The organism is Pseudoalteromonas citrea (assembly GCF_000238375.3).
In the GTDB taxonomy this organism is placed as follows: Bacteria; Pseudomonadota; Gammaproteobacteria; order Enterobacterales; family Alteromonadaceae; genus Pseudoalteromonas; species Pseudoalteromonas citrea.
This window is the reverse complement of sequence record NZ_AHBZ03000014.1, coordinates 514,006-529,160: the sequence shown is the minus strand read 5'-3', so window position 1 is coordinate 529,160 and position 15,155 is coordinate 514,006. Positions and strand designations below refer to the sequence as shown.

Genomic DNA, 15,155 nt, shown 5'->3' with positions numbered 1-15,155 from the left:
GATTCCCATCAAAACGAACAATATGATTACAGCAATAGCTATGCCATATTTATTGGCAAGGAATGTGCATTAAGAAATTCACTTAAGTTGAAAAGGTAAGTGATTATGAAAGCACCTTCGCCATACTCGATTGTAAACTCCAAATCTATTGTGTTGATTGTGATCATATTTTGGCTAGCGGGATGTAGCTCAATGTTCGACAAGCATATTGAATACGGCATTGTTGAACCGGATAACTACCCAGTAATAAAAGCGATAGGTTATGCACCACTAAGTGCTCAGCCTGGAAGTAGTGACGCACAGAAAATGCTTATGGCGCTCAAGGTGTCTAAGCTGGAAGCTTATCGCGAGCTTGCTGAGCAAGTATATGGTCAAAGCCTGTCAGCAGACATGACGGTCAAAGGCGCGATTGCACAAAATGATGGATTAAAGAGTCAAGTCAAAGGACTAATTAGAGGGGCACGGGTAGTAAAGTCATACGCAGTAGGCGATACCTATACTACTGAGCTTGAATTGGATATGAAACGTGTTCACGATCTATACATCACTCAGGTAAAACCAAGAAAGGTAAAAAGAGTGACCTATTACTAAGCTTTGAGTCTCAGAGCGGTGAAAGGGGAAACTTGATTATCGTAGATTTTTTTTGATATCAAAGCGTTTGCCAGTGTGGTTTTATGCTTTGATATCTTTCACTAATTCACTATTGTCAGCGACAACACTACCGTCTTGGCCATATGTAATTGAACTTGGACTGCCAATTAAAATCTCTTTTAACTGTCTAACGCTGAGCTGTGCCTGATGAGCTGCTTTGGCATTGACATCATTTTTAGTTTTGCATTCGAGTAAAAGTGTTTTAATACTTGCAGTGAGATCTTTAACGGCGTCTTGTTGATATATTTCAGATGGAAATGTGGCTAGCTCTTTGTCCAATTTTTGAATTGCAGTGAGTAGAGTTAACTTTTCCCGAGCAGCTTCTTTTAGACCTTCCCCTTTTTTAGACGCTAAAATGTCAAGCTCTCCATCGAGCAACTGGGTCAAAGTTGCTAAATTGGAGAGCTGATTTTCTAATTTATGTATACATAAGGTGGTTTGATCAGCCATAGACATCAAACTCAAAAGCGGCAATATTTTTAGCTAGCTTCTGTGCATCAATCTGATACTTACCTTCACTAATCGCTTTTTTTAGCTCTTCGACTTTCTTACTATCAAATGCAGGCGCATCTTGCGCTTTCTCTTGTAAGCTTTTCAACTGTTGTGCTTGAGGCGTTAAGCTGACTGAATCGGTAGCTGCTTTTTGTGGCGCTTTTGCGTTAGACGCTGCATTTTGAGCATCATTTTTTTGCAATTCAGCTTTTTGTTGCTTAACATTATTTAGCACACTGTTTGGCTGTGCTTGACCTTTAATATTATTAACCATAACTTTCGACCCTTGGTTATTAAACACCTTGTTTAGGTTATCGACCTACTTACCTTTAACTTTAGCAAATTTTTTAGATATTGACCTCTACTGATTCAACATCTTTTACACGAGCTGAAAGTGTTTTTCCAGACTTTTGATTTTTAACACGAATTTGTTCACCTAAATTACCATCTTGGAGTGCAATACCTGAGGTTTTTATTGTTAAAGAGCGTGTTTTAGCAAATATAGTGACTTTGTCACCTTTACAGACCATACACACTTGGTGGGTACCAACGGGCATTCCTTCACGTATGTTGCGTTTACTTTTACTGCCTATCAATAAAGATAAGTCATTCATGTAGGCCGCTCTCACAAATTGCTTCGCACGATACTCAATTTTTAAATGACTCTGTGTGAGCAACTCACCTTTAGAGACCAGTTGTGTACTAACAATCACTGGGTGCATTTCATTAATTCTCACATGGACATACTGTGTCCAAAGAGGCGCTTGTTCACAGCGAACTTGCACAGTGACTTGGCGATTAAAGGGGGGCTTTGCAGCCGTCGTTAGATTAACGGGTTGAGCACAAAATTTAGTTGCAATACGTTTATCGAGCGTTAGCGATTTAATTTCCGTTTTTACATCTGGCTTAGTTATTGTTTGTGATGCAATAAAGTTTTGTGCTAATTGCTCTAGTTCTTTAGTGCTATAGTCCTTTGCATAGACATGACAACTGGCTAGAATATAAGCCATTGAGCAAAAAAACCCGTAGGTTTTGGTTTTTTTTAACAAACACATGATGTTTCGACTATGCTTATCATGGGAAACAAGGTATAAAGATTTTGCGTTAATTGTGACACCTCTTCAAGGTAAATCTTATCCTTAGTAGTGTAAGCAAATATCGTTCCGGCAAGCAGTTTTATATGTAGGAGATTGAAATGGCTGGTATTTTAGACTCGGTCAACCAACGAACGCAGTTGGTAGGGCAAAACCGCCTAGAGTTATTACTGTTCAGATTGAAGGGGCGTCAACGTTTTGGCATAAACGTATTTAAAGTACGAGAAGTACTACAATGCCCTCCACTTACTAATATGCCGAAGTCAAATTCGTATATTAGAGGGGTTGCGCACATTCGTGGGCAAACTATTTCAGTTATTGATATGTCCTTGGCAGTCGGTGGGCCACCAATTGAAGACATAACCAATTGTTTTATTATCATTGCAGAATATAACCGTTCAGTTCAAGGGTTTTTGGTTGGTGCGGTCGAGCGTATCGTGAACATGAACTGGGAAAAAATTATGCCACCGCCAGATGGCGCTGGTAGGTATTCGTATTTGACTGCTGTAACAGAGATTGAAAAAGAGCTGGTCGAAATACTCGATGTTGAGAAAATATTGAATGAAATTTGCCCTGTGAATACCGAAGTCAGTCAAGATATTGTCTCTGATGGCGAAATGCAGAAAGATTTGGGTGAACGGATTGTATTTATCGCGGATGATTCAGCTGTTGCGAGAAACCAGGTAAAACGAGCACTTGAACCTTTAGGCGTGCAAACTGAGTTAGCAAAGAACGGTAAGGAAGCGCTTATTCGGTTACGTGAAATTGCAAAAGATGATTGCCAAAATGACATCACGGAAAGGGTAGGGCTGTTAATTTCAGATGTTGAAATGCCAGAGATGGATGGGTACACACTCACCGCTGAAATAAAGGCAGATCCTAAATTGGCACCTTTACATGTTATCTTACATACTTCTTTGAGCGGTGTATTTAATCAGGCCATGATAGAAAAAGTTGGTGCTGATGACTTTATCGCAAAATTTAACCCAGATGAATTGGCTACAGCTGTGAAGAAATGGGTTCACTGTGATTAATGAATGGCGGTAATACTTTGGAAAACAAGAACCTTCAACAAAACGAATACGACCAGTTTAGAACTTTTCTCGAGCAGCAGTGTGGTATTGTGCTTGGGGACAATAAACTGTATTTAGTAAAAAGTCGTTTAGCACCGTTAATGGCTCGTTTCAGTGTTGAGTCATTATCTGAATTGGTTGCAAAAACACTTAGCCCTCATGAGCGGCAATTACGCGCCGCTGTTGTTGATGCAATGACAACAAATGAGACTTTGTGGTTTAGGGACTCGTATCCATTTGAGCTATTGAAAACGAAAATATTTCCTGAGTTTGGGGAGTTACGTCGTGCTGTTAAGATATGGTCTGCTGCAAGCTCTTCTGGGCAAGAACCATACTCAATTGGCATGTCTGCCAGTGAATATCAGCAGAAAAGCCCGGGCGCTTTAAAAATGGGCGTTCAAGTGATCGGCACTGATATATCAAATACAATGCTCGACATGTGTAAGAATGCTGAGTACGACGCTTTGGCGCTTGCGAGAGGTCTTTCTGCTGAGCGTAGACAAAAGTTTTTTAAAGACAGTGGCAACGGGATGGCGCAGGTTGTTGACCCAGTTAAAAAGATGGTGAATTTTAGGCATTTAAATTTGCTTGATTCATATGCATTAATGGGCAAGTTTGACGTTATATTTTGTCGTAATGTGTTAATTTACTTTTCACCAGAAGTAAAAGCAAAAATCATTTCTCAATTTGCGCAAGCACTTAATCCTAAGGGCTATTTGTTTCTCGGAGCATCAGAATCCATGGCTGGTCTAAGCGATGAATTTGATATGATAAGATGTAATCCGGGTATTATATACCAGAAAAAACAATAACTTGAGGCGGTGTTCACCGCCTCTTCTATTTTGGCCTAAGAATTGCAGAAAACTCCATATAGTCAAATTTTTGGAGTTACGTTATGGCGATTAGTTTTGATAAAGCCTTAGGTGTTCACCCTCAGACAATAGCTATCAGATCGCAACGTGCGGAAATGTTAGCAAGTAACATTGCCAACGCGGATACCCCCGGTTATAAAGCAAAAGACATTGACTTTGCTCGGGCATTTAAAGCGGCAAAGTCTAACCAGCAAAGTGGCAATACAATGCTGCGCACCAACGAAAAACATATCTCTGGTGGCACCCGTTTAAATGATGGTGTCGAGCTATTTCGTAATCCAAATCAAGCAGATACAGGCGATGGTAACTCGGTAGACATACAAGTGGAACGGAACTTGTATGTACAGAATGCATTAGAGTATCAAGCAAGTTTGCAGTTTCTCACGGGTAAGTTTAAAGGGTTGAAAAAAGCCCTTGCCGGTCAAGGATCATAATTATGAGTTTATACAATGTATTTGACATCGCGGGTTCCGGTATGAGCGCGCAGAATATTCGGCTGAATACAACCGCGAGTAATATTTCGAACGCTAATAGTATCAGTTCCAGTCAAGATAAAGTGTATCGAGCACGGCATCCGGTATTTGCAGCTGAGCTGAATAAGGCGAACGACTTACAAAGTTCAAACGCTGCTGCGTCGTCTGTCGGAGTGAAAGTATTAGGCATTGTGGAAAGTGATAAGCCTCTGCAAGTGGAATACAGTCCTAATCACCCGAGTGCTGATAAAGACGGGTATATCTATAAACCAAATGTAAACGTAGTTGAGGAAATGGCCAATATGATTTCCGCTTCACGTTCGTACCAAACTAATGTTCAAGTAGCAGATGCGGCAAAACAAATGCTTAGCAAAACCTTGTTACTTGGCAAGCGTTAACGGGAGTGCTAGCTGATGAGTAGCGAAGTAAGTCAAACGACCAGTCAAGTTGATTCGTTACGGTGGTCCGAAAAGCCTAAGACCGCTGAAAAGGATGATACGTTAAAGCAAGAGGACTTTTTTAAGCTGTTAACGCAGCAGTTATCTTATCAAGATCCAAGTAAACCGGCTGATAACGATCAAATGATTGCGCAAATGACAAGTTTTACAATGGCTGAGGGTATTTCAAACCTAAATACTAAGTTCGAGTCTTTGTCGGCATCAATGACTTCAAATTCCGCTTTACAAGCATCTACGCTTGTAGGGAAGAAAGCGCTACTAGAATCAGACACTCTAGAGCTTGGCACGAGTGGATCAGCAAGGGCTTCGATTATTGCGACTGAACCGGTCGATAAGTTAGTTGTGAATATATATGACGAATCAAATCAGTTGGTCCGCTCTATTGACATGAGTAAACAAGACACAGGTGCCATTCGTTTTGAGTGGGATGGAAAAAATGATAAAGGGGAGGTGATGCCTCAAGGCGAGTATGAAATTAAAGCCGAAGCGAATATTAATGGCGAATTTTCAACTTTACCCACGGCCACCTTTAAAAATATCGATAGCGTCAACGTGAATGGCGCCAATGGCATAATTATTAACACAAAAGCAGGCGCAGTAAGGCTTACTGACGTCGCTGAAATCGCTTAATTCAAGTTTATAGAATAGGCCTTACGTACAAGAGGTGAGAGTATGAGTTTCAATATTGCATTAACAGGTTTAGCGGCGGCTCAAAAAGATCTAGATACCACCGCAAATAACATTGCCAATGTGAATACCACAGGCTTTAAAGAGTCACGTGCAGAGTTTGCTGATGTATATGCTTCGTCAGTATTTAGTTCTGGAAAAACTAAAAATGGTGATGGTGCACAAACGACGATGGTGGCCCAGCAATTCCACCAAGGGTCTTTGCAGTTTACATCTAACTCGCTTGATTTAGCGATCACTGGTGAAGGTTACTTTGCCATGAGTTCTGAGTTGGGCTCACAAGATTATAGCTACACTCGCGCAGGGGCATTTAAGTTAAATAAAGATAACTTTATTTCAGACGCACAAGGTAATTTTTTGCAAGGGTTCCCTGTCGATGCTAGCACTGGTGCAACCACATCAGTGAGCTTAAGTACAGCTGCTGCGATGCAGATCCCAGATGCTTCAGGTGCACCTCGAGCTACGACTAACGTATATTCGTCGTTTAACCTAGACTCAACTGCTGTTCAGCCAACGATACCGTTTGATCCGGGTGTCGGCGCATCATTTAATAGCTCAACCTCAACTACAGTTTATGATTCGTTAGGTCAGCCACATACCACTCAGCTGTATTTCAGAAAAACAGCGACGGCAAACGAATGGGAAGTTTACGGTACGCTTGATAATCAGCCATTTACTTCTGATGGTACTGCGGGTGGTCCAGTTCCAATTGCTGGATTTACATTTGATGCGACGGGTGTTCCGAGTGCGACTATTCCTTACTCTGCTGCAGGTGCCGCAGGTGCTCCAGTAGCAGTGGCCGCTGGTGGTACTTTTGATCCGCTAACATTACCAAGTGGCGCAGGTACCGGTTTATCGACTTTGCTAAGTAACGGTGCTACCTTTCCTGCAGCATTAACAATGAACTGGCGAGATGAAGCGAATACAACCAATAAATTACCAACGCAATATGCAAGTCGTTTTGAAGTAAAAGCACTTGAACAAGATGGCGCGACAGTGGGCCGTTTGGCTGGTGTTGATATTGGTACTGATGGTAAAATAGTGGCGTCTTATAGTAATGGCGACTCAACTTATTTAGGCCAAGTCGCAATGGTACGCTTTTCAAACTCGCAGGGTTTGCAACAGGTTGGAAATACGTCATGGAAGAAAAGCTTAACATCGGGTGAGCCGATTGCGGGTGAGCCTGCCTCAGGAACCCTAGGGTCGATTAATTCATCTGCTTTAGAGCAATCTAATGTAAACTTAACAAATGAACTGGTTGATTTGATCAGTGCGCAGCGGAACTTCCAGGCCAATTCAAGAGCACTTGAAGTGAACTCAACCTTGCAGCAAGCAATCCTACAAATTCGATAATTCGATTATTTTTATACATAAGGCCGCCATTGCGGCCTTTTTTGTCACTCTTCACACTTCCTTACCTAAAAAGTCTTCACGGTTATTTGAATAATCTGTCAATTTTTAGTTGGCACTTTAATTGCATTGCTATACATATGATGAATTTTTAGGTCAATGCAATGGATAAAATGCTCTATATCGCTATGTCTGGTGCGAAACAAAACCTGCGTGGTGTTGCTATTAAAGCAAACAATTTAGCCAATGCAAATACGACTGGATTTAAATCCGATTTTGCGCAAGCGCGGTCTATGCAGGCATTTGGTGAAGGGTTACCGACCCGTGTTTTTGCTATGCAAGAGCGACCAGGTACTAATATGACCAGTGGTGCGATTGTTGAAACCGGCCGAGACTTAGACATTGCAGTGTCAGATAAGTCTTGGATCAGTGTTATGGACAAAAGTGGCAATGAGGCTTATACCAAAGTCGGAACTTTGAACATTACAGCTGACGGTGCATTAGTCACCAGTCATGGGCGCCAAGTTGTTGGCGAAGGGGGCCCAATTATTCTGCCCATCCCGGTAGAGAAGGTCACATTTAGTGATGATGGCTCAATTCAAGTACGGCCTCAAGGTGCCCCAGCCAACTTCTTAGAGGTGGTAGATCGCTTAAAAATCATTGAAGCTGATAACAGTAAACTCGAAAAAGGCAATGACGGGTTATTTAGGCCTAAAGAAGGCAGTCTTGATGACGGTTTATGCGGCTTTTGTGATGTGTCACCGACTGCAAAAGTAATGAGTGGCACGCTTGAAATGTCAAACGTCAATCCCGTGCATGAAATGGTCGATATGATCAACCATCAACGCCAGTTTGAAATGCAAATGAAACTAATGAAAACAGCAGAAGAAATTGACGAACGTCATGTATCGCTGCTGCGTATAGTCTAACGAAGTGAGGTATATGTTATGAATCCAGCGTTATGGATCAGTAAAACTGGCTTAGATGCCCAACAAACTGATATATCGGTAATTTCGAATAACCTCGCGAATGCTAGTACGGTAGGTTATAAGAAAAGCCGAGCAATTTTTGAAGATTTGCTCTATCAGAATATTAACCAACCTGGAGGCCGCTCGTCACAAGATACTGAACTACCCTCAGGTTTAATGCTAGGCGCCGGTGCTAAAGTGGTTGCCAACCAAAAGAACTTTTCTCAAGGTAATATGCTAAGCACTGAGAATTCTTTAGATTGGATGATCCAAGGGCCGGGCTTTTTTGAAATTCAAATGCCAGATGGCACTATCGGCTACAGTCGCAATGGTCAATTTACGACTGATGAAAATGGTCGAGTAGTCACTTCTGGAGCTGGTTTTCCTGTTCAACCTGAAATGAACGTGCCTGATGACGCAAAATCGATCACCATCTCTCAAGATGGGGAAGTGTCGGTGCGAGTTGCAGGTCAAGCGCAAAACACGGTCATTGGTCAACTGGTGATCAGTGATTTTATTAATCCATCGGGTTTAGAACCAATGGGCCAAAACTTATACACAGAAACCGCTGTTAGTGGTGCACCTGTGCAAGGTAACCCGGGAGCAGATGGCTTAGGTTCTATTGTGCAAGGTGCGTTAGAAACCTCGAACGTCAACGTGACGGAAGAGTTAGTTAACTTAATTGAAACCCAACGTGTCTATGAAATGAACTCGAAAGTGATCTCTTCAGTTGACGAGATGCTGAGTTACATCAATCAACAGTTATAAATTCTTAGGAGGTTGTATGCGTACTTTTAGTATGGCTGTAGTAACAATGATAGCGCTATCTGGGTGCGTATCAACACAAAATAGTACGATAGTGCAGGACGATCCTTACTATGCGCCTATGTATCCTGAAGAAGATTTAGAACAGGTGGTGTCAACAGGGTCATTATTTAACCCTAATCGAGCCAACGATTTATATGCAGATAAAAAAGCATTACGTACTGGCGATATTATAACGGTGGTGCTGCGCGAATCGACACAGGCGTCAAAAGCAGCGAACAGTGAAACAGATAAAGAAACTGACGTAAGTCTTGACCCTGTATTAGGCTTTAATGGGACGCCAGTAAATATTGGCGGTGACAATATTCAGTTTGGAATGGGATCAGATTCTTCTTTTAAAGGTGATAGTAAAGCAAACCAGTCAAATAGTTTATTTGGTAACATTTCGGTGAATGTGATGCGGGTTTTACCCAATGGTAACTTAGTGATCCGAGGTGAGAAGTGGTTAACTTTAAACACGGGTGAAGAGTTTATTCGCCTTGAAGGCTTAGTTCGTGCCGCTGATGTTGCAGCGGACAACACGGTGGAGTCTAACCGCATTGCTAATGCACGTATTCAGTATTCAGGCAAAGGTCAAGGGCAAGAAGCACAAAGCCCAGGGTGGTTAACATCCTTCTTTATGAGTACATTGCTCCCATTTTAGGGTTTGAAAATTATGAAATTATTTCACCTATTGTTAAGTATTACCTTAATTGGTTTTGTCCCGTTCGCTAACGCTGAACGTATTAAAGATGTCAGTATGGTACAAGGTGTTCGCTCAAACCAACTGGTAGGTTATGGCTTAGTTGTTGGCTTACCTGGCACAGGTGAGTCAAGTCGATTTACAGAGCAAAGCTTTAAAGCGATGCTAAGTGGTTTTGGGATCACTTTACCTGCGTCGCTAAAACCAAAAATAAAGAATGTTGCCGCAGTGGCCGTACATGCCGACTTACCACCGTTTACTAAACCTGGTCAAACGATTGACGTGACAGTTTCTTCTATCGGAAGTGCTGGTAGCTTGCGTGGCGGGACATTACTGCAAACTTTTCTTAAAGGGGTTGATGGCAATGTGTACGCGATTGCACAAGGTAGCATGATTGTGGGCGGCCTTGGTGCTGAAGGGCTAGATGGTAGCCGGGTGGTGATCAATACGCCGACCGTCGGCCGCGTACCAAATGGTGGGACTGTTGAGCGTGAAGTAAAAAGCCCTTTTACCCAAGGTGACTTCATTACTTTTAATTTAAATAGCCCAGATTTCACAACGGCAAAACGCTTAGCAGATACCATTAATAATTTAGTTGGCCCTAATAGTGCGAAGCCAATGGATGCCGCATCGGTGAGAGTGATTGCGCCACGCGATCCATCACAACGCGTGTCTTATTTGTCGACATTAGAAAACCTTGAATTTACCCCTGCAGATACCAGCGCAAAAATTATTGTGAATTCACGTACCGGCACCATAGTAATTGGTAAAAATGTCAAGCTTCAACCGGCTGCAATTACTCATGGTGGCTTAACTGTTACGATAGCAGAGCAACAGAATGTTAATCAGCCACAGCCTTTAGCTGAAGGGGAAACGGTTGTAACCCGTCAAAGTATTATTGATGTAGACACTGATGACTCTCGTGCTTTTGTATTCGACCCAGGCATCAGCCTTGATGATTTAGTCCGCGCCATTAATGAAGTGGGTGCAGCGCCGGGTGACTTGATGGCGATATTGGAGGCACTGAAAGAAGCAGGTGCAATCAATGGTCAATTAGTCGTCATATAGAGTGTTTTTATTAATCAATAAGTTAGCCCTAATTCGTTAGGGTTTTTTTTGGCTCGAATATTGCTTAATTATTAGTATGATAAGTTAAGTGTCAGTAAGCCGATGAATACAAACCCGTTAGAAAAACAAAACTTTTTTGATTTAAGCGATTTAAACAGCTTGAGAAAAGATGCGTTGAAAAGCGGTGGTGATCCAAATGCCTCTGATGCAGCGCTAAAGAAAGCGGCACAACAGTTTGAATCAATATTCACACAGATGTTGATGAAAAGCATGCGTAAAGCGAATGAAGCGATGGAAGATAAAAACAGCCCTTTCAATTCAAGTGGTGTGAAGTTTTTTGAAGAAATGCATGATCAACAGCTCTCAATGGATTTATCTAGTAAAGGTAGCTTGGGGTTAGCTGATTTAATCGTTCAGCAGCTATCTCCGAATGCCACGGGCTATACGCCTGCGTCAATAATTCGAACCGGTGCCAATATTGAAAGTGATAAACGTGCTACTGGGCAGCTAAATGATGTGCAAGCTAATGTTGCTGCAACCAAGCCTGAAACCATAGAAAGTAATAATAATACGTTTAAAGATCCTGAATCGTTTGTTTCATCTATGTGGGAGCATGCTAAAACAGCGGCCCAAAAAATAGGGTTAAACCCGGCTGTTATGGTTGCACAGGCGGCACTTGAGACCGGTTGGGGTAAACATATTATTGCTAAAGCTGATGGTTCAAGCAGCAATAATCTTTTTAATATTAAATCTAGTAAAACATGGCAGGGTGACAGTGCCAAAAAACTGACATTAGAATTTGAAGAGGGAATGCCGGTGAAAAAGCAAGCAAACTTTCGTGCATATGACACAATTAAAGATAGCATGAATGACTATATTGATTTTTTACAAGGTAACCCTCGTTATCAAGAAGCATTACAAAAAGTAGCCCAGCCAGAGCAATTTTTAGATGCATTGCAAGATGCAGGTTATGCGACAGATCCACAGTACGCACAAAAAATAAAAAATGTACTTCAGCGCAGTGACTTAAAAGAAATGCTCACATCGTTGGTTCGCCAAGGAGTAAATTAAGATGTCATTCAATTTGATGAATATTGGTACCAGTGGGATAAGAGCTAGCAGTGAATTACTGCAAACCACGGGTAAAAATATTTCAAACCTCAACACCAAAGGGTATATCCGCGAACGTACGGAGCATACTACAATGGTTGGCAATCAAGTCGGCCGCGGCGAAACGGTGCGCTTGATAAATGAGTTCGCACAAAAGCAACTCAACAGAGATATTTCGAATAAAACTTACTATGAGCAGTTTGTCACCGAGGCCTCTCGGGTTGACACATTATTTGCCGAAGATTCAAATAGTTTAAATAAAAGCATCAACTCGCTGTTTAATAATCTACAAGAGGCGATGAATCAGCCGTCATCTCGGGTCACTCGAAGCTTATTTTTAACTGACGCAGAAAACTTAACTGAGCAGATGGATCGCTTATCAGGCATTGTGTTTGACCAAGGTAACATTGTTAATCAACAGCTCGATTTATTTGCCGATGAAGCGAATAATCTGATTCAAAAGATTAGTGATTTAAATGGTCAGGTAACCTCGTTAAATACCCCATCAGGTACAAATGCTTCTAGCTCAGTACTGAATGAAAGAGATCAAGCGATTAGTGACTTGGCTGAGCTGGTGGATTTAGAGACACTAGATGGCCCCAATGGGGAGAAGTTGGTCTTTTTGGGTTCAGGTCAAGCATTAGTGATGGAAAACGGAACGTTTAACGCATTTTCCCTGGCAGGAGACCCAGATCCCAACGTTCGAGAATTAAAACTAGACGTACGAGATGGCCAAGCAGTCGCTTTAGATGTTAATTCAAGTACGTTAAAAGGAAAAGTCGGTGGATTGTTAGCGTTTAGAGATGAAATATTACATCCAGCCCAAAATCAATTAGGGCAAATTGGTATTGCATTGGCAGACGCATTTAATGAGCAAAACAAGAAAGGAATGGACTTAGATGGTAATTTAGGGGGTGATTTGTTCACTATCCCCTCTGTTACAGGTTTTCCATATAGTACGAATAACATTGGTAGCTCAGCTGTAGTAACAGCAACACTAGAAGCTGGAAAAGGCAGTGAAATACCAGCTACTGACTTTAAAGTCACGATGGGAGCAGGCACTGCAGTTACTGTAGTTCCAGTAGATAGTAAAGGCAATGAAATTGGTACACCTTCAGCAGGTACTATTACTTTGCCAGGCCCTAGTAATATCGTCTTTACTGATCCAGATACATTTGGGTTAGAAATATCAATTACAGGCACAGCATCTCAAGATGATAGCTTTTTGGTAAAGTTAAATGCCACTGCTGCAGGCAATATTGAATTGGCCACTGACAGACCTGAACATTTGGCTTTGGCTTCACCTATACGTACAAAAACCGATGCAGATAATATTGGCAGCGCAAATATTTCTGTGGGCACTGTCTCTAATACCGGTGCTGGGAGTAACTTTACAGCAGCTCCAACACCGAGTTTGACAAATGGTGATATGACGATAGAAAAGACTTTAAATGCTAATGAATATACAATTAGTGATGGTGTTAACAGCGTGACATTTGTTGCTGCGTCACCAACAGAAAATATGCTATCTCTAGCAGGGCCTCCATTTGATACCTATGGGTTTGATTTTAATATCGAAGGGACGCCTCAACCCGGGGATAAGTTTGACCTTGAGTTTAATACTGGAGGTTTTGACGATAACCGCAATGGGTTAGAATTAAGTAAATTGCAATCTAGTGAACTGGTTCGTGAAAACGTAATAACCACGACTACCGCTGATAATTTACAAACATTTAATGAGGCTTACGCGGGGCTTGTCACCGATGTAGGGGTTGTCGCCAATCAAGCCAAGACTAATGGCACGGCCTTTGAGGCATTAGCAGCCCAGTCAGAGGCATGGTTTGAATCTATGTCGGGTGTGAATTTAGATGAAGAAGCTGCGAATTTGTTACGTTTTCAGCAGTCTTATTCAGCATCGGCACAAATCATTACGACGGCTAGAACGATTTTTGATACATTATTAAGTGCAACGAGGTAATTATGCGTTTATCAAATAACTTAATGCACAAGACAAACTTGAACTCTATCTTGAACAATCAGCAAGAAGTTAACAAAGCTCAGCAGCAAGTCAATACTCAAAAACGGGTATTGACGGCATCTGATGACCCCTCTGCTACAGCCCGTGCGTTGCTTTATTCAGACAGAATTCAAACCAATGAGCAATATTCCAAAAGCTTAACCATGCTTGATAGTCGTTTGAAAACGCAAGAAAGCGTATTGACGAATATTAAAGAGTCAATTACGCGATCTCATGTATTAACCATTAGTGCCGGTAGTGGAGCGTTAGCAGATATCGACAGAGCAGGTATTGCTGAAGAAATTTCCGCAATTAAAGAAACCGTACTTGATTTGATGAATGCGAAAACCGAAGATGGGCGTTATATTTTTTCGGGTTATCAAGATAATACACAAACCTATTCTTTCAATAGTACGGATAATGAATATAAATATAATGGCGATCAAGGTCAGCACAAAATTAAAGTGGCTGAAGGGGTTGAAATTAAATCAAGTGATAATGGCTTTGATGTTTTTGAAAGTGTGGCAAAGCGCCTAGACGTTGATAGGGCAAGTCTCACACCAGTAACATCAAGTGTGTACGTAAAGGAACAAGGCCAATTTGATAACTTCCATAAAGCGCAATATGACGCCAGTCCTTCTGCGCCAGCCAATGCGAATACAATAACTGTTAACTTTACATCGGCAACTACCTATGATGTTTTACAAGGTGGGGTGGCACTTAAGTCAGGTACGTATTCTGACGGGGTAGCAAACATTGACGGGATGGAAGTTAGAGCAAACGGTGCTGCCAGTTTGACTTTTGACCTAGCAAAGCCAGAAAAAGAGAATGTGTTAAACACTTTGCATAAATTGGAGGCCGCTTTAACTGACCCGTCTATAAGTCAAGATGATTATGAGCAAGTGTTAGCAGATTCATTAGTTGGCCTGACAAATGCTAAAAACTTGGTATCTCAAACCCAATCTGGTTTGGGTGGCCGGTCTAATACAGCGCAACGTATTGTCGACGCAAATGCTGATTTGGATATTAACAATAAAGCAGCGAAAGCGACCTTGGTTGAATTGGATATGGCTGAAGCTATAACTGAATTGACCAAGCATGAAACGGCATTACAAGCTTCACAGGCAACGTTTGGCCGTTTAACGAACTTATCTTTATTAGAATATATTCGATAAAGCACGTACTGAGTTAGGGCTTAAGCAGGATGTTCTTTAAGCCCTTTTTCTGTGAGGAACTCCCTCTAATAGTCTGAAACTATTAATGTTTATTTTAATATGAGCCAGCTTTAGCTCTTAATTCTTATATTCTTCTCAAATGATTATATTGCCTTTTTCC

General features: G+C 41.6%; 17 protein-coding genes. 14 read left to right on the top strand and 3 right to left on the bottom strand.

The window, feature by feature from the left end:
• Positions 1-105: 105 nt before the first annotated feature.
• A complete protein-coding gene (locus PCIT_RS05650) occupies positions 106-591 on the top strand; it encodes an LPP20 family lipoprotein (protein ID WP_010362192.1) in 486 nt (161 codons plus the stop codon).
• A gap of 81 nt (positions 592-672) precedes the next feature.
• On the opposite strand, the gene flgN is transcribed toward PCIT_RS05650, so the two are convergent.
• The 3 genes from flgN to flgA form a co-directional block, all read right to left on the bottom strand.
• Positions 673-1,101, bottom strand: a complete 429-nt coding sequence (flgN, locus tag PCIT_RS05645; RefSeq protein WP_010362191.1) for a flagellar export chaperone FlgN — start codon at positions 1,099-1,101, stop codon at positions 673-675.
• Positions 1,094-1,417, bottom strand: coding sequence for a flagellar biosynthesis anti-sigma factor FlgM (flgM, locus tag PCIT_RS05640; protein WP_010362190.1), 324 nt, complete (start codon positions 1,415-1,417; stop codon positions 1,094-1,096). Before flgM ends, flgN begins: the two co-directional genes overlap by 8 nt.
• Before the next feature lie 73 nt (positions 1,418-1,490).
• Positions 1,491-2,153, bottom strand: a complete 663-nt coding sequence (flgA, locus tag PCIT_RS05635) for a flagellar basal body P-ring formation chaperone FlgA (RefSeq protein ID WP_052023347.1) — start codon at positions 2,151-2,153, stop codon at positions 1,491-1,493.
• A gap of 185 nt (positions 2,154-2,338) precedes the next feature.
• Between flgA and PCIT_RS05630 the strand changes: the two genes are divergently transcribed.
• The 13 genes from PCIT_RS05630 (at position 2,339) to flgL (ending at position 14,995) form a co-directional block, all read left to right on the top strand.
• Positions 2,339-3,271 carry a chemotaxis protein CheV gene (locus PCIT_RS05630; RefSeq protein ID WP_010362188.1) on the top strand — a complete coding sequence of 311 codons (933 nt, stop codon included), beginning with the start codon at positions 2,339-2,341 and terminating at the stop codon, positions 3,269-3,271.
• 17 nt (positions 3,272-3,288) lie between these two features.
• A complete protein-coding gene (locus PCIT_RS05625; RefSeq protein WP_010362187.1) occupies positions 3,289-4,122 on the top strand; it encodes a CheR family methyltransferase in 834 nt (277 codons plus the stop codon).
• A gap of 83 nt (positions 4,123-4,205) precedes the next feature.
• Complete coding sequence (gene flgB, locus PCIT_RS05620; RefSeq protein WP_010362186.1) at positions 4,206-4,616, top strand: flagellar basal body rod protein FlgB; 411 nt, start codon at positions 4,206-4,208, stop codon at positions 4,614-4,616.
• A 2-nt stretch (positions 4,617-4,618) separates the two neighbouring features.
• Positions 4,619-5,053: a flagellar basal body rod protein FlgC gene (gene flgC, locus PCIT_RS05615; protein WP_010362185.1), complete on the top strand. Its 435-nt coding sequence runs from the start codon at positions 4,619-4,621 to the stop codon at positions 5,051-5,053.
• A gap of 15 nt (positions 5,054-5,068) precedes the next feature.
• Positions 5,069-5,743 carry a flagellar hook assembly protein FlgD gene (locus tag PCIT_RS05610; protein ID WP_010362184.1) on the top strand — a complete coding sequence of 225 codons (675 nt, stop codon included), beginning with the start codon at positions 5,069-5,071 and terminating at the stop codon, positions 5,741-5,743.
• Positions 5,744-5,785: 42 nt separating this feature from the next.
• Positions 5,786-7,153, top strand: a complete 1,368-nt coding sequence (gene flgE, locus PCIT_RS05605) for a flagellar hook protein FlgE (RefSeq protein ID WP_010362183.1) — start codon at positions 5,786-5,788, stop codon at positions 7,151-7,153.
• A 161-nt stretch (positions 7,154-7,314) separates the two neighbouring features.
• Positions 7,315-8,079, top strand: a complete 765-nt coding sequence (locus PCIT_RS05600; RefSeq protein ID WP_010362182.1) for a flagellar basal body rod protein FlgF — start codon at positions 7,315-7,317, stop codon at positions 8,077-8,079.
• An 18-nt stretch (positions 8,080-8,097) separates the two neighbouring features.
• Entirely contained in the window at positions 8,098-8,886 is a 789-nt protein-coding gene (gene flgG / locus PCIT_RS05595) for a flagellar basal-body rod protein FlgG (RefSeq protein WP_010362181.1), read from the top strand.
• 16 nt (positions 8,887-8,902) lie between these two features.
• A complete protein-coding gene (flgH, locus tag PCIT_RS05590) occupies positions 8,903-9,586 on the top strand; it encodes a flagellar basal body L-ring protein FlgH (protein WP_010362180.1) in 684 nt (227 codons plus the stop codon).
• Between the two features lie 12 nt (positions 9,587-9,598).
• On the top strand, positions 9,599-10,693 hold the full coding sequence (locus PCIT_RS05585) for a flagellar basal body P-ring protein FlgI (RefSeq protein ID WP_010362179.1): 1,095 nt from the start codon (positions 9,599-9,601) through the stop codon (positions 10,691-10,693).
• 102 nt (positions 10,694-10,795) lie between these two features.
• Positions 10,796-11,764: a flagellar assembly peptidoglycan hydrolase FlgJ gene (gene flgJ, locus PCIT_RS05580; RefSeq protein WP_010362178.1), complete on the top strand. Its 969-nt coding sequence runs from the start codon at positions 10,796-10,798 to the stop codon at positions 11,762-11,764.
• Position 11,765: 1 nt separating this feature from the next.
• Positions 11,766-13,781 (top strand): flagellar hook-associated protein FlgK, encoded by a 2,016-nt coding sequence (gene flgK / locus PCIT_RS05575; RefSeq protein WP_010362177.1) that lies wholly within the window; start codon positions 11,766-11,768, stop codon positions 13,779-13,781.
• A 2-nt stretch (positions 13,782-13,783) separates the two neighbouring features.
• Positions 13,784-14,995 carry a flagellar hook-associated protein FlgL gene (gene flgL, locus PCIT_RS05570; RefSeq protein ID WP_010362176.1) on the top strand — a complete coding sequence of 404 codons (1,212 nt, stop codon included), beginning with the start codon at positions 13,784-13,786 and terminating at the stop codon, positions 14,993-14,995.
• Positions 14,996-15,155 lie beyond the last annotated feature (160 nt).